This window comes from Streptomyces sp. 11-1-2 (genome assembly GCF_003595545.1).
Taxonomy (GTDB): Bacteria; Actinomycetota; Actinomycetes; order Streptomycetales; family Streptomycetaceae; genus Streptomyces; species Streptomyces hygroscopicus_B.
Window position 1 is genome coordinate 5,451,604 of the sequence record NZ_CP022545.1, and the last position, 19,326, is coordinate 5,470,929.

General features: G+C 71.6%; 17 protein-coding genes. 5 read left to right on the plus strand and 12 right to left on the minus strand.

Annotated elements, in window-relative coordinates:
• Positions 1-126 precede the first annotated feature (126 nt).
• Entirely contained in the window at positions 127-1,269 is a 1,143-nt protein-coding gene (locus CGL27_RS22815) for a zinc-dependent metalloprotease (RefSeq protein ID WP_119994506.1), read from the minus strand.
• A 146-nt stretch (positions 1,270-1,415) separates the two neighbouring features.
• Positions 1,416-3,014, minus strand: a complete 1,599-nt coding sequence (gene dacB / locus CGL27_RS22820) for a D-alanyl-D-alanine carboxypeptidase/D-alanyl-D-alanine-endopeptidase (RefSeq protein ID WP_119989667.1) — start codon at positions 3,012-3,014, stop codon at positions 1,416-1,418.
• 86 nt (positions 3,015-3,100) lie between these two features.
• On the opposite strand from dacB, the gene CGL27_RS22825 reads away from it, so the two are divergent.
• The gene (locus CGL27_RS22825) at positions 3,101-3,592 is read left to right on the plus strand and encodes an inorganic diphosphatase (protein ID WP_014061662.1); all 492 of its coding nucleotides are present in this window, start codon (positions 3,101-3,103) and stop codon (positions 3,590-3,592) included.
• A 127-nt stretch (positions 3,593-3,719) separates the two neighbouring features.
• On the opposite strand, the gene CGL27_RS22830 is transcribed toward CGL27_RS22825, so the two are convergent.
• The 3 genes from CGL27_RS22830 to CGL27_RS22840 all read right to left on the minus strand — a co-directional run bounded on the left by CGL27_RS22830 (position 3,720) and on the right by CGL27_RS22840 (position 7,306).
• Positions 3,720-5,426 carry a threonine/serine exporter family protein gene (locus CGL27_RS22830; RefSeq protein ID WP_078642185.1) on the minus strand — a complete coding sequence of 569 codons (1,707 nt, stop codon included), beginning with the start codon at positions 5,424-5,426 and terminating at the stop codon, positions 3,720-3,722.
• A 231-nt stretch (positions 5,427-5,657) separates the two neighbouring features.
• Positions 5,658-6,365, minus strand: coding sequence for a VTT domain-containing protein (locus tag CGL27_RS22835; protein ID WP_078642186.1), 708 nt, complete (start codon positions 6,363-6,365; stop codon positions 5,658-5,660).
• Between the two features lie 182 nt (positions 6,366-6,547).
• The gene (locus tag CGL27_RS22840; RefSeq protein WP_078642187.1) at positions 6,548-7,306 is read right to left on the minus strand and encodes a MerR family transcriptional regulator; all 759 of its coding nucleotides are present in this window, start codon (positions 7,304-7,306) and stop codon (positions 6,548-6,550) included.
• Between the two features lie 124 nt (positions 7,307-7,430).
• Here CGL27_RS22840 and leuE point away from each other — a divergent pair, with 124 nt between their 5' ends.
• A complete protein-coding gene (leuE, locus tag CGL27_RS22845) occupies positions 7,431-8,132 on the plus strand; it encodes a leucine efflux protein LeuE (protein WP_119989668.1) in 702 nt (233 codons plus the stop codon).
• 69 nt (positions 8,133-8,201) lie between these two features.
• The gene (locus CGL27_RS22850) at positions 8,202-9,614 is read left to right on the plus strand and encodes a glutamate decarboxylase (RefSeq protein ID WP_119989670.1); all 1,413 of its coding nucleotides are present in this window, start codon (positions 8,202-8,204) and stop codon (positions 9,612-9,614) included.
• Positions 9,615-9,647: 33 nt separating this feature from the next.
• Here the strand turns inward: CGL27_RS22850 and CGL27_RS22855 are convergent, their stop codons facing one another.
• The 5 genes from CGL27_RS22855 to CGL27_RS22875 all read right to left on the minus strand — a co-directional run bounded on the left by CGL27_RS22855 (position 9,648) and on the right by CGL27_RS22875 (position 14,951).
• Positions 9,648-11,021, minus strand: a complete 1,374-nt coding sequence (locus CGL27_RS22855) for a hypothetical protein (RefSeq protein WP_119989672.1) — start codon at positions 11,019-11,021, stop codon at positions 9,648-9,650.
• A gap of 77 nt (positions 11,022-11,098) precedes the next feature.
• Entirely contained in the window at positions 11,099-11,728 is a 630-nt protein-coding gene (locus CGL27_RS22860; protein ID WP_078642191.1) for a PadR family transcriptional regulator, read from the minus strand.
• 128 nt (positions 11,729-11,856) lie between these two features.
• Entirely contained in the window at positions 11,857-12,423 is a 567-nt protein-coding gene (locus CGL27_RS22865) for a DinB family protein (protein ID WP_078642192.1), read from the minus strand.
• Positions 12,424-12,539: 116 nt separating this feature from the next.
• Positions 12,540-13,997 (minus strand): aldehyde dehydrogenase family protein, encoded by a 1,458-nt coding sequence (locus CGL27_RS22870; protein ID WP_078642193.1) that lies wholly within the window; start codon positions 13,995-13,997, stop codon positions 12,540-12,542.
• Between the two features lie 90 nt (positions 13,998-14,087).
• A complete protein-coding gene (locus tag CGL27_RS22875) occupies positions 14,088-14,951 on the minus strand; it encodes a helix-turn-helix transcriptional regulator (RefSeq protein WP_119989674.1) in 864 nt (287 codons plus the stop codon).
• Between the two features lie 305 nt (positions 14,952-15,256).
• Between CGL27_RS22875 and CGL27_RS22880 the strand changes: the two genes are divergently transcribed.
• Positions 15,257-15,748 (plus strand): ATP-binding protein, encoded by a 492-nt coding sequence (locus CGL27_RS22880; protein WP_203348474.1) that lies wholly within the window; start codon positions 15,257-15,259, stop codon positions 15,746-15,748.
• Positions 15,749-15,795: 47 nt separating this feature from the next.
• Here CGL27_RS22880 and CGL27_RS22885 read toward each other — a convergent pair whose 3' ends face one another.
• Together CGL27_RS22885 and CGL27_RS22890 are read right to left on the minus strand one after the other, a co-directional pair.
• A complete protein-coding gene (locus CGL27_RS22885) occupies positions 15,796-16,947 on the minus strand; it encodes a site-2 protease family protein (RefSeq protein ID WP_119989675.1) in 1,152 nt (383 codons plus the stop codon).
• Positions 16,948-17,009: 62 nt separating this feature from the next.
• Entirely contained in the window at positions 17,010-17,243 is a 234-nt protein-coding gene (locus CGL27_RS22890; protein WP_228054110.1) for a DUF397 domain-containing protein, read from the minus strand.
• A 303-nt stretch (positions 17,244-17,546) separates the two neighbouring features.
• On the opposite strand from CGL27_RS22890, the gene CGL27_RS22895 reads away from it, so the two are divergent.
• Positions 17,547-19,235 (plus strand): bifunctional 3'-5' exonuclease/DNA polymerase, encoded by a 1,689-nt coding sequence (locus CGL27_RS22895; RefSeq protein ID WP_119989677.1) that lies wholly within the window; start codon positions 17,547-17,549, stop codon positions 19,233-19,235.
• The last annotated feature ends 91 nt before the right edge of the window (positions 19,236-19,326 follow it).

The following is a 19,326-nucleotide window of genomic DNA, read 5'->3' on the forward strand; positions in this document are numbered from 1 at the left end:
TGTCGATGGTGACAGAAGCGAGCTGTTCCCCGAGCATCGCACGCCTACCCGTCGCCAACGGTCCCTCGGACGAGTGATTAAAGGGGGCGTTCGTCCGTTTCCGCGTGTGCCGGGAGTGTGCCGGTTCTAGGACTCCGCCTTGCGGTGCACCCGCGCGACCCACTCGGCGGGTTTGCTGATCTCCGCCTTGGTCGGAAGGGTGTTGGGCGAGGTCCAGACACGGTTGAAACCGTCCATGCCGACCTCGTTCGCCACGGCCCGGACGAATCGCTCACCGTCACGGTACTGCCGCAGCTTGGCGTCGAGCCCCAGCAGCTTGCGCAGCGCCTGGTCGAGCCGGCCCGCGCCGCTCGCCCGGCGCTTCTGGAACTTCTCCCGGATCTCCGCGACGGACGGCACGACCTCCGGCCCCACCCCGTCCATGACGTAGTCGGCGTGGCCCTCCAGCAGCGACATCACCGCGGTCAGCCGGGCCAGGATCTCCCGCTGGGAGGGGGTCTGGACCAGCTCGATGATGCTGGGCGCGCCGCGCCCGTCCTCCTCGTCCCCGTCGTCACCGGGACGGCCGCCGCCGCTCAGCGACTGGAATGCCTCGCGGACCCGCTCCAGCAGGGTGGCCGGGTCCACGTCGGTCTCGCCGAGGAACGCCTGGATCTCGGACTCGATGTGGTCGCGCAGCCACGGCACGGCGGTGAACTGGGTGCGGTGGGTCTCCTCGTGCAGCGAGACCCACAGCCGGAAGTCGTGCGGGGCCACGTCGAGTTCGCGCTCCACGTGGACGATGTTGGGCGCCACCAGCAGCAGTCGGCCGCCGCCCGGGGAGCCGGGCAACTCGCGGGTCGCGGGCGCGAAGGTCTCGTACTGGCCGAGCACCCGGGAGGCGAGGAAGGACAGCAGCATCCCCAGCTCGACCCCGGTCACCTTGCCGCCGACCGCGCCCAGCACGGCCCCGCCGGGCAGTCCGCCGCGCCGGTCCTGCATCTTGCCGAGCAGCGGTTTGAGGATCTGCCGGAAGCCCGCCACATTGGCCTTGATCCAGCCCGCGCGGTCCACGACGAGGACGGGGGTGTCCGAGGCCGGGCCGCCGGAGACGGCCATCCGGGTGAACGCGCGGACGTGCTCCTCCGAGGACTTGGCGTGCCGCCGCAGCTCCGCGACGACGGCACGCGCCTCGTCGCGACTCACCTCGGGCCCGGGGCGTACCAGCCGGGTCGCGGTCGCGACCGCGAGATTCCAGTCGACCATCTCCACACCACCGATGCTCGTCATGGCTTCACGGTACGTGGCCCGCGCCCCATCCGGGAGGACACCGGGGTCCGCACAGGCGGCCACCCCGCGTCCGGGTCACCCTCGTGGCCTTACGGCGGCCACGGTGGCACGGCCGCCCCCGCGTGCGGGTCGGGTCGCCCTCGCGCTCAGCGGCAGCCGCAGTTGGCGAGGGCCGAGGCCATCCGGTCCAGGGCGCGCTGGGCGCCGTCGGCGTCGGTGGTGCCGTTGGTCATGAACGCGAAGACCAGCAGCCGGCCGTCCGCGTCCACGACCGAGCCCGCGAGGCTGTTGACCCCGGTGAGGGTGCCGGTCTTGGCGCGGACCACGCCCCGGCCGACCCCGTCCTGGGCGTAGCGGGTGCGCAGGGTGCCGCTGAAACCGGCCACCGGCAGCCCGGTGAGCAGCGACCGCAGTTGGGGATGGTCGCGGTCGGCGGCGCGCACCAGCACCTGGGCGAGCAGCCCGGCGGACACATGGTCGGCGCGGTCGAGCCCGCTGCCGTCCGCGATCCGGGCACCGCTCAGCGGCAGCCCGAGCTTGCGCAGCCGCTGGGTCACGGCCTTCGCCCCGCCCGCGAAGCTGGCGGGCTTGCCGGCCGCGAGGGCGGTCTGCCGGGACAGGGCCTCCGCGATGTCGTTGTCGCTGTTGGTCAGCATCCGCTCGACGAGCGAGGACAGCGGCTGGGAGCGGACGGAGGCCACCGTACGGGCGCCCTTGGCGGCCTTGCGCGAGCCGGGCTCGCCCTTCACCTCGACACCGCGGTCGCGCAGCATCGACGCGAAGGTGCCGGCCGCGTCGGCGGCCGGATCCTCGGCGCGCGGGGCCGGGCCATGGTCGCTGTCGTCCTTACGGCCCTCGTCGGCCATCAGGGGGACGACGGGCGAGAGGTTCTCGTTGGGGCCGATCGGGTGGAGCTTCGACCCGGAGTAGAGCGACGTGTCGTAGCCGAGCCGGTAGGGGCCCGTGCCGCGCTTCTTGAGGGCGCGGGCGGTGGCGTCGGCCAACTGGCGGAGTGCGGCGGGGTGGTCGTCCCCCTTGATGGCCCGCGCGGTGAGTGTGGGGTCGCCGCCGCCGACCAGCACGAGGTCGTTCTTGCCCGCGCCCGCCACGACGCTGGTCCTGATGCGGTGGTCCGGGCCGAGGGCGGAGAGGGCCGCGGCACCGGTCGCGAGCTTGATCGTCGAGGCGGGGACCGTGGCCGTACCCGCCTTGCTGCCGAACACCTGCTGACCGGTGGTCACGTCCATCACCGCCACCGAGCGCTCATCGCCCAACGCGGAATCCTCCAGCAGCGGTTCGAGCGTGTCGGCGAGCCCCGCCCCGGTGGGCGGCGGCACGGCGTCCCCACCGCTGTCCGGCGACCGGGGCGCGGGGCGCGCGCCGAGCGCGGCCAGCACGGGCGAGGCGCTGGGCGCGGGCCGCCCCGGACCGCCGTCACGCCCATCGCCCGGGGCCCGGTCCTCGGTGGCGCGGGCGCGTTCGGCCGTCCGCTGTCCGCCGTCCCAGGGCCCGGCCACGAGCACCGACACCACGGCGACCACCAGACCGGTCGCGGCGGAGACCGTCACCAACTGCCAGGTCCGCTGCTGCTCCCGGGGCGTGCGCCGCCATTCGCGCCGGATACGGGCGCGCACGCGGTCCCATTCGCGCAGCCCACGACCGCGCGCGCGGTCGAACTCGCGTCGCCCACGGCTCAGCCGGTGACTCAGCCACTCCCTGACCTGCCACGATCGGGCTTCAGGCACGACCGACCAGCCCCTTTCGCCACCACACACCTGCGTGGGGGACACTTAATCACCAGACGTATGTGTTGATCATGGAGGAGCCACCCGTGGAGTTCGACGTCACCATCGAGATCCCGAAGGGTTCGCGGAACAAGTACGAGGTGGACCACGAGACGGGTCGCATCCGTCTTGACCGGCGACTCTTCACGTCGACCAGCTACCCCGCGGACTACGGCTTCGTCGAGAACACCCTCGGCGAGGACGGCGATCCGCTGGACGCACTGGTCATTCTCGACGAGCCGACGTTCCCCGGCTGCCTGATCAAGTGCCGTGCCATCGGCATGTTCAGGATGACGGACGAGGCGGGCGGCGATGACAAGCTGCTTTGCGTACCGGCCTCCGACCCCCGGGTGGAGCACCTGCGTGATATTCACCACGTTTCGGAGTTCGACCGCCTGGAAATCCAGCACTTCTTCGAGGTCTACAAGGACCTTGAGCCGGGCAAGTCGGTCGAAGGGGCCAACTGGGTGGGCCGCGCCGAGGCCGAGGCCGAGGTGGAGGCGTCCATCAAGCGCCTCGAGGCCGCCGGCGGCCACTGAGCCCTGACCACGCGAGAGGGCGGGACACCCTGTGGGTGTCCCGCCCTCCGGCGTTTCCGGGCCCCGGGCGGCGGCCCCAAGCGGGCGCGGCCAGGACGGGCGCGGGCCCAGGCGAGCGCGGCCCCCGTCAGAAGCCCCTCGTGCGCTTGGCGGCGCGGCGGTCGGAGGGGTCGGCGGTGGCGCCGGGGGTCTTCAGGAAGAGGCGCGCGGCCTCGCCTCCCAGGTTCACCCCTATGGCGATCGCGAGGGCCAGCGCCGCCGCCTGGGTGAGGAACGGAATGCCGCGGTCCAGGTTGCCCTGGGCCAGGGCGAGCAGCCCGAAGTAGGTCGCGCTACCGGGCAGCAGGGGCCCAATCGCCGCCGTGACGTACGGCAGCGCCGAGGCGTACCGATAGCGCGAGAGCAACTGGCCGAAGAGGCCGACCAACCCGGCGGCCACGGTCGTGGCGGCCACCGGCGGGATGTCGGCGGTGTCGGCCAGCGCGCCGTAGACCACCCAGGCGACCCCACCGTTGAGCGTGGCGAACAGCACGGTGTGACGTTCCTGCTGGAGCAGGATGCAGAAGGTCAGCGCGAGCAGCATCGCCGCCAGGATCTGGATCACCGGCCGCTCCACATGGCGCAGCGCCGCCTCCGGGTTCAGCTTGGCGTCGAGCTGGACGCCCCCGTAGAGCACCGTGAGCACCCCGCACACGATGCCCACGATCAGATAGCCGACCTCCAGCAGGCGGGCCGCCGCGGTGATGTAGTAGCCGGTCAGACCGTCCTGGACGCCCGCGACCAGCGCCCGCCCCGGGATCAGTGCGAACAGCCCACCGGTGATCACGGCGGACGCCTGGAGTCCGGAGTTCATGAGGCTGAGCGCCACGCCCATCGCGGCGGGCGGCATCGCCGCGGCCACGAACTGGTAGAACTCCGGAAGCCCGCGCCCCGAGGCCAGCCACGCCAGCCGGTCACCGAGCATCGCGCCGATGGCCGCCGCGAAGAAGACCGGCCAGTCACCGCCGACCAGCATGCTCGCCGCGCCGGCCAGTCCTCCGCCCGCCACGGTGAGCGCCCAGCCGGGGTAGGGGTGGCGGTTACGGCGTATCTCGGCGAGCCGCCGGTACGCCTCCTCCAGCGTGAACTCCTCCTGCGAGGTGATGTCGTCCACCAGCCGGAAGACCGCGGACAGCCGGGTGTAGTCGGTGCCGCGGCGCCGCACGGTCCGGCTGGCGGTGACCGGGTCGTCCACCAGCGAGGGCTGGTAGCTGACCGACAGCAGGGTGAAGGTGACGGTCGGCTCGCAGCGGTCGAGCCCGTACGCGTGCGCCACGCCGAGCATCGCCGCCTCGACGTCCTCGGCCCCCTCGCCGCCCGCGAGCAGCAGCTCGGCGATGCGGAGGGTGAGATCGAGCACACGCGGCACGGCCGGCCCGGTCTCGTCCTGCTGCTCGACGCGCTCGGGCGTCGGGCGCTCGCTGACCGGCATGCGCAGCATCGTGCGCATCCGGTCCTGCCAGGGGGCGTCCTTGGTCAGCCGGACGACGGGGAAGCCGTTCGGCGGGGTGATGGCGGGGAAGCCGCCGGTGGTCTGGTTGTTCTGCGGGGTTTTCACCCCGGGGGGCGGCACGAAGGCCGAGCCCTCGGGTTCAACGGGGGCTTCCGCCGTCAGCCCGCCGGGGACGGCGAACTCCGATGTCGGGTGCTCGTCCTCGGGCGGAGGCGGCAGGGGTATGCCGAGGGGAGGGGTGAAGGCGCTGTGCGCCTCGTCGGACTGGGGCTTCTGGTTCTCCCCCGTGTCCGTGTCCACCGCGCTCGCACCGCGCGGCGTCTGCTGACGGTCCGACCTCACGTCTCCTCGCTCCTCACCAGCCCTCCCCGTACGGTTCCCAGCAGCCAAGGATGCAGCATCGGCGGCCACCGGAGCCCATTGTGCGGGGCGGTGACCGCCGATGGGGAGTGGGGGCGGGTGTCTGTGACGGACGTGAACGCAGGTGAACGAGGTACAGGCGAGACGGGAGACGCCGGGTGACGGGGAGCGCCACGGCGGCGGGCGACGCCGGGGCGGCCCCGGCGCTCGGCGTCAGCGCTTGGCGTGGCGCCCGCGCGGCCCCTGGGAGGGGGCACCCGAGGCCGGGCCCTGCGGATCCGGCTCCGCGGCGGCCTCCTTCTTCGCCTTGCCGCGGGCCCGGAGGAACTCGATCACGATCGGGATGATCGACAGCAGCACGATCGCGATCAGCATCAGCTCGATGTGCTCATGGACGAAGTCGACCTTCCCGAGCGCCGCGCCCAGCAGGGTGACGCCGGTGCCCCACAGCACGCCGCCGATGATGTTGAAGATGATGAACGAGCGGTAGTTCATCCGGCTCACGCCCGCGATGATCGGCGTGAACGTCCGCACGATGGGCACGAAGCGGGCGAGGATCAGCGACTTCGGCCCGTGCTTCTCGAAGAACTCATGCGCCTTCTCCACGTTCTCCTGTTTGAAGAGCTTGGAGTCGGGGCGCCGGAACAGCGACGGCCCCACCTTCCGGCCGAAGAGATAGCCGACCTGGTCACCGACGATCGCCGCGACCGCGACCGCCACGCACACCAGCCACAGATCCTGCTTGATCACATCGGTGGTGACCAGCAGGCCGGTGGTGAAGAGCAGCGAGTCGCCCGGCAGGAAGAAGCCGATGAGCAGACCGGACTCCGCGAAAACGATGGCCAGAACGCCGAGCAGACCGAAGGTTTCGATCAGATAGTCCGGGTCCAGCCACTGAGGGCCGAGCGCGAGGGTGTTCACGGGTGGGAGGCTCCTGGGTCGAGGGAAGCAGGCTCGTGCGAGGCCCGGCCGCAGGGTCGGGGCGGAGCCGAAGCGTTCTTCGCAGTGTGCCGCCCAAAGCTATCAACGCCGTGTGCCTGCCCTTGGTTCCCACCGCCCAGGACGCCCGCCCTCGGCCCCACCCTCCGGGATGCCCCCAGGCCCTAGTGGTGCCGCTCCGCGTTGGCGAGGATCGCGTCCCGGAGGTAGCCGGCCAGCCCCGGCCCGGCCTTGTCGATGTTCTCCGTGAAGCGGTGATCCGAGACGTACATCCGGCCCAGACAGGCGTGCATCTCATGGCCGCATTCGTAGTGGTTCCGGCTGATCCCCTGCCGGTGCTCCTCGGCGAGGTCCATCGCCGCCTCGGACGTCGGCGGGGTGCCCGCGCCCATCAGCGCGAGGAAGCGGTTGCTGAGTTCGTCCGCCTCCTCCTGGATCCGCTTCCAGTCCTCCTTGGTGTACGAGGCGGCCCTGCGCTGGGACTCCCGGTACGCCTCAGTGTTCCCCCAGCGCTGCTCGACCTCCTCCTGGTGCTCGTCCGGGTCGAAGTCCCCGAAGACCTCGAACTTCTCCTCGGGGGTCAGGTTGATGCCCATCTTCCGCGCCTCCATGGCCTGTTCGACGGCGGCGGCCATCTTCCGCAGCCGCTCGATCCGGTCGGTCAGCAGCCGGTGCTGACGCCGCAGGTGGGCCTGCGGATCGACATCCGGGTCGTCGAGCAGCACCGCCACCTCTTCGAGCGGAAAGCCCAGCTCCCGGTAGAACAGGATCCGCTGCAGCCGGTCGAGGTCGGCGTCGTCGTAACGCCGGTGCCCGGCCGTGCTGCGGGCGCCGGGGCGCAGCAGCCCGATCTCGTCGTAGTGGTGCAGCGTGCGCACCGTGACGCCGGCGAAGCCCGCGACCTGTCCCACGGAGTAGCTCATGGCCTGGTCCGCTCTCCTTCAGTTCGGTACGGGTTCCACGGTGCGCCCTTACGTCGCGTGAGGTGCAAGTCCGGATGGCGAAACCCGCTGGGCGGCGCGGCGGGCGGCTGTCATCCTGCCGACTGTGCTGGGGATAACCGATCTTTCGACCTATCTGGCCGGTCTGGCGCTGATCATCCTGCTGCCGGGCCCCAATTCGCTGTATGTGGTGTCGGTCGCGGCCCGCCGCGGCCCCCGTACCGGCTATCGGGCGGCAGCCGGGGTGCTGTGCGGCGACACCGTGCTGATGGCGCTGTCGGCGGGCGGGGTGGCCTCGCTGCTGAACGCCAGCCCGGTGCTCTTCGCGGTGGTCAAGTTCGCGGGCGCGGGCTATCTGACCTGGCTGGCGGTGGGCATGCTGCGCGGGGCGCGGGCACTGTGGCGCCGCCGGACGGGGAGCGCGGACGGGGCCGCGGACGCGGCCATGGAGTCGGCGGATGCTTCCACGGAGTCGGCGGACGCGGCCAAGGGGTCCGCCGAGGGCGAGCGCCCGTACCGCAGGGCCCTGGTCATCAGCCTGCTGAACCCGAAGGCGATCCTCTTCTTCATCTCTTTCTTCGTGCAATTCGTGGATCCGGACTACGCCCATCCCGCGCTGTCCTTCCTGACGCTGGGCGCCTGGGCACAGCTATTCAGCATCACCTATCTGTCGGTGCTGATCTTCAGCGGTACGTATCTGGCGGCCACCTTCCGGCGGCGCCGACGGCTGAGGGCGGGGCTCTCGGCAGCCGCGGGCGCGGCGTTCCTGGGCTTCGCGGCGAAGCTGTCGCTCAGCAGCGCGGGGTAGCGAGGGCGGGGCGCGGGGGCGCGGCGCGGGATCAGGACTTATGCCTGGTATGCCCCTAATTTAACGAAGATGGCTCTTCATAAAGGCACTCGCGACCGACGCGACAGGGAAGAACGCCCCGGATTCTCCATCAATCCGCTCTACGGCGAGGCCAATCCGGTCAGCGGCATGACCGGCAAACCCCCACGCCGCCGCCTCCCGGACGAGCCGATGGCGGCCACGACCGCGTATCAGTTCGTCCATGACGAGCTGATGCTGGACGGCAACGCCCGCCAGAATCTCGCCACCTTCGTCACCACGTGGATGGAGCCGCAGGCGGGCAGGCTGATGTCCGACTGCCGCGACAAGAACATGATCGACAAGGATGAGTACCCACGCACCGCCGAACTGGAGCGGCGGTGCGTGGTGATGCTCGCCCATCTGTGGCACGCACCCGACCCGGACACGGTCGTGGGCTGCTCCACCACGGGGTCGAGCGAGGCGTGCATGCTGGCCGGAATGGCCTTCAAGCGGCGCTGGGCCCAGCGGAACCCGGTGAGCTATCCGGCGACCGCCCGCCCCAACCTGATCATGGGAACCAATGTCCAGGTGTGCTGGGAGAAGTTCTGCAACTTCTGGGAGGTGGAGGCGCGCCAGGTGCCCATGGAGGGCGACCGGTTCCACCTCGACCCCCAGGCCGCCGCCGATCTGTGCGACGAGAACACCATCGGGGTCGTGACGATCCTGGGGTCCACCTTCGACGGCTCCTACGAACCCGTCGCCGAGGTGTGCCGGGCGCTGGACGACCTCCAGGAGCGCACGGGCCTGGACATCCCGGTGCATGTGGACGGCGCCTCGGGCGCGATGGTCGCGCCGTTTCTCGACCAGGACCTGGTGTGGGACTTCCAGTTGCCGCGGGTCGCCTCCATCAACACCTCGGGGCACAAGTACGGCCTGGTCTACCCCGGGGTGGGGTGGGCGCTGTGGCGAACGTCGGACGCGCTGCCCGAGGACCTGGTCTTCCGCGTCGACTACCTGGGCGGCGACATGCCGACGTTCTCGCTCAACTTCTCCCGCCCCGGCGCCCAGGTGGCCGCCCAGTACTACACCTTTGTCCGCCTGGGCCGGGAGGGCTTCCGCGCCGTCCAGCAGAACACCCGCGATGTGGCGCGCTCGCTCGCCGAGCGGATCGAGGCGTTCGGGGACTTCACCATGCTGAGCCGCGGCGATCAGCTCCCGGTGTTCGCGTTCACCACGGCGGAGGGGGTCGGCACCTTCGATGTCTACGACGTCTCGCGGCGGCTGCGCGAACGCGGCTGGCTGGTGCCCGCGTACGCCTTCCCGCCCAACCGGGAGGACCTGTCCGTGCTGCGAGTGGTGTGCCGCAACGGCTTCTCGGAGGACCTCGCCGATCTCTTCCTGAACGACCTGGAGTCACTGCTGCCGGAGCTGCGGTCGCAGCCCGCGCCCACGGGGAAGACCGCCAAGGCGTTCCACCACTGAGCCCGGTGTCTCCGGTCCTGGGAACGACGGCGGTCAGCGCGTGCGGGCCGGGGCCCGGAGCAGCTCGGCCCGGCGCCGGACCGCCTCCAGCGCGCCGGGCTTGCGGCCGGGCACCCTGCTCCGCAGCTCCATCAGCGGCAGGGCGAGGGCGCCGGCCCTGGCCCGGTCCTGGACGAACTGCCACTGGTGGTGCGCCCGGTCCACGGCCCCCTCGACCTCGGGGTGGCCGACCGGCTCCCCATTGCCCAGCCGCGCGTCGGCCACCGCGAGCCACAGCTCACAGGCGCGGGCCGGGTCCCCGGCGATACGGGAGAGATCGGCGCGGACCTCCAGCCAGTGGATCGCCTCATCCGAACGGGGACCGGCCGCCCGGAGGGCCTCCTGTTCCCAGAAGGCCGCCATCGAGGCCGCCTCGCTGTGCCGGCCCGAATTGGCCGCCTCGAATATCGCCGCGTGCGTGGCGGCGAGCGGATCGGCCACAGGCGCCCGCCTGGGCGGCGGGGGCAGGGGGGCGTGCGTCGGCTGGGGCGGGCGCAGTGATGGTGGCGCCGGTCGGGGATCGGCGGAGAGGAACGATTCGGGAGGGCCCGGCGGCATGCGCGGCGGCGTGACCGCCACCGGCCCGGCTGCCCCAGCCGACCCGGTCTGCCCGGCCCATCCGGCGACCTCCGGGCCAGGAGCGGCATCCGGGACCGCGTACGCCTCACCCGGCCCGGCGCCGTCCAGCAGCAGTTCGGGGCCGCTGCCCAACCCGGCCTCCATCGCGGCCCGCTGGTGCAGCAGCGCGAGCGGCGGGCGCTCCGCGGCGCCCCGCAGCAGCCCGGCGAACGCCCGGCTGTAGTCCGGCGTCGCCATCCCCCGCTTGGGCGGGGCTCCCCGCTTGGGCGGGGCGGGCGCCACCGTGCCGTACAGCGTCAGCCCCGCCGCGAGTCCGGACGGCCCGGCGGCCCTCAGCGGCGGCCACGCCGTCTCGTCGGCCACCAGATCGGCGACCACGACGGTGCTGCCCGGGGGCCTCCGGCCGAGCTCGGCCGCCAGCCAGTGCCAGGGCAGCGCCGTATAGCGGGCGGTCCTCGGCGTCGTACGGGCCAACGCCAGATGCGGCAGCCGCTGTTTGGCGTCGAGGGTGAGCTGGCCCGCGAGATGGACCAGCACCGGACCGGGATGCGCGGCGGCGGTGCGCAGATGCGTCAGCACGGTCTGCGGATCGGCCGGGTCCACGAGTTGGACGACGCTGGCGCCGCCGGGCGTGCCAAGCAGCGCCGCCGGCGATACGGCGGCCAGCTGAGGCAGCGCGGCGGCCGCGTCCATCAGTCGCTGTCTGCCGGCCGGACCGGCGGCGAGCAGCAGGGCGTATCCGGGCCCGCTCACCGTCTCCGCCCCCGTGCCCGACCTGTCGTTCCCCATACATGCACCGTATCCGCAACCGGCGACGACCGGTGGGGGTGTGACCCGCCGGGCACCCGGCAGCGGCGTGGCCTTTCTCAGTCCGCGTCGGGCACGGCGAACGGGTTGGGGACGCCGTCCGGCAGCACCTCCACCGAGCGCTCCCCCTCGCCCGCCATCACATACGCCCCGCCCTCGAGCCGCTCGATCAGCCCACGGGTCCACTCCGCGCCGCTGTCCGCGGAGTGCACCCAGAACTTCATGATCTCGCCGATATGGCCCCACTCGTCGGGGGTGCCGTCCGGCGGCGTCCAGTGCCGGGTCACCTCGGCCCGCCACTCCTCCAGCGCCGCCACCCGCTGCTTCAGCAGGGCGATCGCCTCGGCTCGGGGCAGATCGACGATGAAACCCACCCCGGCCGTCAGCTCGTCGATCTTCTGGTCATGGCGCAGCAACGCATCCCGCAGCAGCCGGAAGTACTCCTCCTCGCCCACCTCGGTCAGCTCGTACTCGGTCCGCGGCGGCCCGCCGACCGTGCTCGGCGCGACGTCGTGCGCGCGCATCAGGCCCTGTTTGGCCATCTGTTTGAGGGCGTGGTAAATCGAGCCGGGTTTGGCGTTGGACCACTCATGCGCACCCCAGAACTCCAGGTCGTTACGGACCTGATAGCCGTGCGCCCGCCCGTGCTGGCGCACGGCCCCCAGCACCAGCAACCGGATCGCTGACATCGCCCGCTCTTCTCCATCCTGGTCCCGGCCCCGCCGTGACCAGGCTAGAGGGTGTCTCCCGGATCATGCCGCGCTCGCGGGGCCCGGCATGATCCGGGGCGCCCCTGGCCATCGCCGGGTCCGGCGGATCACCCCTCCAGGATCGACCAGTCCGGCTCCGGCATCGCCCCGGTCTCGAAGACCAGGTCGAAGGCGCCCTTGCCGTCGATCGTCTCGCGGATGATGTCGGCGTGACCGGCGTGCCGGGCGAGCTCCTCGATCAGATGGAGGATGGCCCAGCGCCAAGTGCGGGTGCCGCCCTCGTCCCAGGGGAGCCGGAGAGCCTCGAAGGTCGTGTCCAGCGACGGCAGGGCCCGCACCGCCTCGTCGGTCTCGCGCGCCACCTCGTCGTACAGGGCGAGCATCGCCTCCACCGTCTCGTCCTCGGTGGGCTCGAAGGTGTGCTCCCACTCGCCCATCATGTCCTTGGGGTCCCCCACCTTGCCCTGGAGGACGCGCAGCCAGCCGCGTTCGCCCGTGGCCGCGTGCTTGAGCACCCCGGCCAGCGAGAGCGCGCTCGCGCTGGGGGTGCTGCGGGCCTGCTCCTCGGTCAGGCCGTGCACCGAGCGCCGGATGCCGCCGCGCTGCGCGTCCAGGTACGCGAGCAGCGCACCGCGCTCGTCGTTACATGCCTCGGGGTTCACGATCACGGGCATGGCTGCCGCCTCTCATCTGGAGGGCGCCCGGGTCCGGCGCCCTTCGATGAACCCCACGTTAGGAAGGCTTGCGGTCAGCTTCTGTCCGCGTGTCGGCGCGCGTTTTCGTCCCCGGCTCAGAACGGGAACTGGCTCCGGCCGTGCTGGATGGAGATCCACTTGGTGGTGGTGAAGTCCTCGATCATCGATTCCCCGTTGAGCCGTCCGAGACCGGAGTGCTTCTCCCCGCCGAACGGCACGATCGGCTCGTCGTGGACCGTGCTGTCGTTCACATGGATCATGCCGGTGTGGACCTGCTGGGCGAACCGCACCCCGCGCTCGATGTCCCCGGTGTGCACGGCCCCGCTGAGCCCGTAGTCCGTGTCGTTGGCGATCCGGACGGCCTCCTCGTCGCCGTCGAACGGAATCAGCGTCACCACCGGGCCGAAGATCTCCTGCCCGAGGATCGCCGCGCCCTCCGGGACCCCGCTGAGCACGGTCGGCCCCATCAGGGTGCCCTCGGTGCGCCCCCGCACCAGCGCGGTGGCGCCATCGGCGATCGTCTGCTCGACGAGCGAGGCGATCGCCTCGGCCTGGCCCTCGTTGATCAGCGGGCCGATGTGGGTGGTGGGATCGCCCGGGTCGCCCACCTTCAGCGTCTCCACCTTGGCCACGAACTTCTCGGTGAACTCCCGCTCCACCGCCCGGTCCACCAGCACCCGGTTGGCCGCCATGCAGACCTGCCCCTGGTGGACGAAGCGGCTGAAGACGGCCGCGTCGACCGCGTAGTCCAGGTCGGCGTCGTCGAGCACGACCAGCGCGCTGTTACCGCCCAGCTCCAGGACGGTGCGCTTGAAGTGGGAGGCGGCCACGGTGGCGACATGCCGGCCGACCTTGTCGGAGCCGGTGAAGGAGATCACCTTCGGTACGGGGTGCTCGATCAGGGCGTCGCCGATCTCCGCTATGTCGGTGACCACGACATTGAGCAGCCCGGCGGGCAGCCCGGCCTCCTCGAAGATCTTGGCGACCAGGCCACCGCCGCAGACCGGGGTGTTCTGGTGCGGCTTGAGGACGACGGCGTTGCCGAGCGCCAGCGCGGGGGCGACCGACTTCAGCGACAGCAGGAAGGGGAAGTTGAAGGGGCTGATGACGCCGACCACGCCCACCGGCAGCCGGTAGAGGCGGTTCTCCTTGCCGTCGACCGGCGACGGCAGGATGCGGCCCTCGGGCCGCAGTGCCAATTGGACCGCCTCCCGCAGGAACTCCTTGGCGAGATGCAGCTCGAAGCCCGCCTTCACATGGGTGCCGCCGCACTCCGCGATGATCGTCTCAGTGAGCTCCTTCTCACGGTCCTCGATGATCCGCAGTGCCCGCTCGAAGACCGCCCGCCGGGCATAGGGGTTGGTGCCGCCCCACCCCGGCTGCGCCCGCTCGGCCGCCCGGTAGGCCAGGTCCACCTCCTCGACGGTCGCCACGGTGATGGAGGCCAGCTTCTCCCCGTTGTAGGGGTTGAAGTCGACGATGTCCCAGGAACCGCTTCCGCCGCGCCACTCGCCGTCGATGAACTGAAGGGCCAACTCGGAGAAGTAGGACATGCCATCCCTATCTGCAGGACGCGGTGCCGCGCTCCGACAGCCGCGCACGGGTGGGGGGTATTCCTGACTGAACGTCATCCTACTGACGGGTCAGGCGTCGTGAAGGAGCCCTCGGAGCAAATCCCGGCTCTTCTCCGGAGAGAGGCTGTCCGCGCTGAGCCGCTCCAGCACCCGCTCGTACTGGGAGACCTCATCGCGCTTGTCCAGATAGAGCGCGCTGGTGAGCTGTTCCAGATAGACGATGTCGGGGAGGTCGGACTCCGGGAAGCGCAGCCGGGTGAACGCCCCGCTCTCCCCCGCGTGCCCGCCGAAGGCGAACGGCATCACCTGGAGCGTCACGTGTCGATACTCGGAGACCGTGATCAGATGGCGCAGCTGGGCGGACATCACGCCGCGCCCGCCGTAGGGGCGGTGCAGCGCGGCCTCGTCCAGCACCGCATGGAACGCCGGGGCGCGCTCGGAGACCAGCAGTTTCTGCCGCTCGAGGCGCAGCGCCACCCGCCGCTCGACCTCCTCGGTGCACGCCTGGGGCTGGCCGCGGGTGACCACGGCGTGGGCGTAGCCCTCGGTCTGCAGCAGACCGTGCACGAACTGGACCTCGTAGCAGGCGATATGGGAGGCGGCGCCCTCCAGGCCGACATAGGTCTGGAACCAGCCGGGCAGCACATCGCCGTAACTGTGCCACCACCCGGCGACATTGGCCTCGCGGACGAGCCCGAGCAGTGCCGCGCGCTCCGCGTCGTCGGTGACTCCGTACAGCGTGAGCAGATCCTCGATATCCCGCGCCTTGAAGCCCACCCGGCCCAACTCCATGCGGCTGATCTTGGATTCGGAGGCCCGGATCGAATAGCCCGCCGCCTCGCGGGTGATGCCGCGAGCCTCGCGCAACCGTCTGAGCTGAGAGCCCAGGAGGATACGGCGCACGACCGATCCACTCGACTCGCCTGCGGCCATTTCCGCGATCCTCCCTGTACGGAAAGCATCCTTGCGAACGGCGCCCCCGCAGCCTCTGAGGGTGAAGTCTGCCACTGTTCGGGCTCCGCGCCGTAGGCGTGTCGTTACTCAGCCCGAGGTTGTACGTCAGTGTACGGAGTCAGATATCCGACTAAAACCGAGCGTTTCGGACCAACTGATGTGCGTGCACGTGCATTTGCCCTTGCATCTGACGTGCGCATTCGGAACCATAGGCTGTGCGCACGTGCTAGCTGGTACGAAATCTGGCCAGAGTTCGTCACGGCCACGGATGCAGGAGTGCTCGCATGGGGAGCGAAGGTTCGGCCCTGCTGGAACCCTTGTGGCAAGGGCTTACCGCGATCGATCCCTCCGCCGTCTCCGGATCCGTCTCCTGCGTACTTCCCGCCCGCTTCGAGGCGGTCAAGGGGGCCCGGCAGTTCACCGGCTCCACCTTGCGGCAGTGGAACATCCCCGAACTTCTCGACGAAGTGGCGCTCGTCGTCTCCGAACTGGTCACCAACGCGCTGCGGCACGCCCTGCCCGGCACCGCGGCGACGGCCGGTGAGCCGGAGCGGTCGGTGCGGCTCCATCTGATGCGCGGCCCCTCACGGCTGGTGTGCGCCGTACGCGACCCCAGTGAGGCGGGCCCGGTGGCCGGCGAGGCGGGCTGCGGCGAGGAATCCGGGCGCGGGCTCCATCTCGTGGAGTCCTTCACGGACGGCTGGGGCTGGCAGCCGCTGCCGGGCACCCCGCGCGGCAAGATCGTCTGGGCCGTCTTCCATCTCCCCCCTGCGTAAGCCTCCCCCACACCTGAGCGCACGCGCCCCCTCCTCCGCAGAGGCGGTCAGGGGCGGGTGGACTCCGGCGGGGCCGTGGTGATGCCCAGGCCGTGAAGCTGGAAGAGCCGGTTCACATCGTGCATCGTGATGATCCCCTCGAGCTGCCCGTGGTCCACCACCAGCACCGGCATACCGCCGCCACCCGGCCGCGCCCGCTCCAGCACCTCGCTCAGCAGCTCACCGGGCTCGGCCACGGTGCACCGCGACAGCGGCGTCGCCACATCGCGCACCCGCTGGGTCTCCCGGGCCTCGGTCGGCACCGCCGCGAGCGCGCGCAGCCGGACGGCCCCGCTGAGCTGTCCCTCGAAGTCCAGCAGCGGCATCACCGAATGCCGGGAGTGGGCCGCCACGTCGTCGATGAACCGCCCCACGGTCAGCCAGTCGGCCCCGGCGGCGACCGGCGCCGACATCGCGTCCGCCACCCGCACCCCGCGCAGCGCCGTATTGACTCCGGCCCGCTGCCGCTCCGCGTTGGCGATGATCACCATGAAGAGGCCGATGAGCGAGAGCCACAGCCCGCCGGTGTTCCCGCGCAGGAAGGAGATCCAGCCGATGGCGATGAGCGCCATGCCGAGGATCTGGCCGCCGCGCCCCGCCGCCCGGTCGGCGCGCTCCCGGTCCCCGGTGCGCCACCAGATCGCCGCCTGCACCACCCGGCCGCCGTCCAGCGGCGCGGCCGGCAGCAGATTGAAGACGCCCAGCAGCAGATTGGCCCAGCCCAGCCAGATCAGAACGGCGGTCGGCACCCCCCATCCGGTGAGCGTGTGCAACCCGATCCCCGCGCCGAGGGTGACACCGCCGATGACCAGGCTGGTGAGCGGCCCGATGACGGCCACCCAGAACGCGACCCCGGCGGTGCGGGGCCGTCCCATCTTGGTCATGCCGCCAAGCGCCCACAGCGTCACGTCCTCCACCGAGACGCCCTTACGGCGGGCGGCGACCGCGTGCGCGGCCTCGTGCAGCAGCAGGCTGCCCATCAGCAGCACGGCGCCGACGATGCTGGCGAGGGCGTAGACGGTGCCGGTGCGGCCGGGGGTCCACGCGGGCAGCGTCTGGTGGCCGAGCCCGTAAGCGAGCAGGACGATCAGCACCGGGACGCTCCAGTGCATCCGCAGTGGAACCCCGAGTACATGTCCGACCCGGACCGAGCCGTTCATCGCCGTCTCACATCAGTCGGGTGCCCCCGCTCGCCACTACCAGTGTCGCGCGTCCGCGGCGATCAGCCCATACCGGCCGAATCGCGCGCAAGGTGGTCGAACTCGCCGTCCTTGGCGCCGAGCAGCATCGCCTCGACCTCGGCCGGGGTGTAGATCAGCGCCGGTCCGTCGGGGAACCGGGAATTGCGGACGGCCACGTTCCCACCGGGCAGTTTGGCGAACTCGACACAGGAACCCTGGGAGTTGCTGTGTCTGCTCTTCTGCCAGACGACCCCCTGGAGGTCCGCGGCCGCCATGCCGTTGTAGGGGTGGTCGCGCACAGGGCTTCTCCACTGTTCGTGCATGCGTGCAGCTGTCAACTGTCTCGGATCATAGCTGCGTTCCTTTGCAAACGCATGGGCAAATGCATCTGCGTATGCGCAGGTAGATGCACCGGCAGATGCACGTGCACCATGCGTATCTACATGATCACCCGACACCCGGCATCTCCTGCCCGGAGTGAAGAAGAGCAGTCGTCATGTATGACGTGCGGGTCCCCCTCCGGGTTGAGCGGGCCTCGTGCCGGAGCGTTGTCAGACCCCCCTGCGAGACTCACGGGCATGAGGTGGGCGGCGGCGGAGACGGACGACGGGGGTGTTCGTCTCTGCCCGCTCGACCCCCAGGGAAAGGCCGCCGGGCCGGTAGTCGAGGTCACGGCGGCCCAGGGCGGGATCGCGGAGGCCGTGCGATCCCGCCCTGAGGCCGACCGGTGGGTGTGGCGGTCCACCGCCGAGGTCTATCCGCGGCTGCTGGCCACCGGGGTCCGGGTCGAGCGGGCCTATGACATCGAGGCGGCCGAGGCGCTGCTCCTCGGCCATGAGGGGCGCTCGGGCGCACCGCGTTCGCTCGCCGCCGCCTGGGCGCGGCTGCGCGGGCTGCCCGTCCCCGAGGATCCGCCGCCCCGGGCGGCCGGCGGCCAGCCGTCGCTGTTCGAGCCCGGTCCGCCGCCGCTGCCGCCGGGCGCCGACCCGCTGGAAGCGCTGCTCGCGGTGTACGCGGAGCAGTTGGTCCGTACGGAGGCGGCCGAGCACCCGGACCGGATGCGGCTGCTGACCACCGCCGAGTCGGCGGGGATGCTGATCGCCGCCGAGATGCGGCGCGCCGGGGTGCCCTGGAGCGCCGACCGCCACCGGGAGCTGCTGGACGAGCTGCTCGGCGAGCGCTATCCGGGCGGTCTGGAGCCGCAGCGCCTGGTCGAGCTGGCCGACGAGGTCTCGCGCGCCTTCGGCGCCCGGGTCCGGCCCGATCTGCCCGCCGAGGTCGTCAAGGCGTTCACCCGCGCGGGCATCGCGCTCGGCTCGACCCGCGCCTGGGAGCTCGAGCGGATCGACCACCCCGCCGTCGAGCCGCTGCTGCGCTACAAGAAGCTGTACCGGCTTCATACCGCCCACGGCTGGGCCTGGCTCCAGTCCTGGGTGCGCGACGGCCGCTTCCGCCCGGAGTACCTGCCCGGCGGCACCGTCTCCGGCCGCTGGACCACCAACGGCGGCGGGGCGCTGCAGATCCCCAAGGTGGTGCGGCGCGCGGTGGTGGCCGATCCGGGGTGGCGGCTGGTGGTGGCCGACGCCGACCAGATGGAGCCCCGGGTGCTCGCCGCGATCTCCCGCGACCCCGGGCTGATGGAGGTCGCGGGCAGCGGCCGGGATCTGTACGCCACGCTGTCCGACCGCGCCTTCTCCGGCCGCCGCGAGCTGGCCAAGCTGGCGCTGCTGGGCGCGGTGTACGGCCAGACCTCCGGCGACGGCCTGAAGCATCTCGCCGCCCTGCGGCGGCGCTTCCCGGCGGCGGTGGCGTATGTGGACGATGCGGCCCGCGCGGGCGAGGAGGGCCGGCTGGTGCGCACCTGGCTCGGCCGCACCTGCCCGCCCGTGGGCGGTGCCGCCGGGGAGCCGGCCGACGAGGCGGGGCTGCCCCGGGAGCAGGAGGAGCCGTCGTACGGCAGCACGGCCAGCGCCCGCGCCCGGGGCCGGTTCACCCGGAACTTCGTGGTGCAGGGCAGCGCCGCCGACTGGGCCCTGCTGATGCTCGCCGCGCTGCGGCGGTCGCTGACCGGGGCGGGGCTGCGCGCGGAGATCGTCTTCTTCCAGCACGACGAGGTGATCGTGCACTGCCCCCAGGAGGAGGCCGACACGGTCCGGGAGGCCATCGCCGAGGCGGGCGAGACGGCCGGGCGGATCGCCTTCGGACCGACACCGGTGCGGTTCCCCCTCACGATGGCGGCGGTGGAGTGCTACGCGGACGCGAAGTAGGCGGCCCAGGTCCTGTCCGGTGAATCGTCGCGCCTGCGGCATCAGCGGCTGACGCCCCGGGGCGTCCGGCATCCGATGCAGGGTGCAGCCC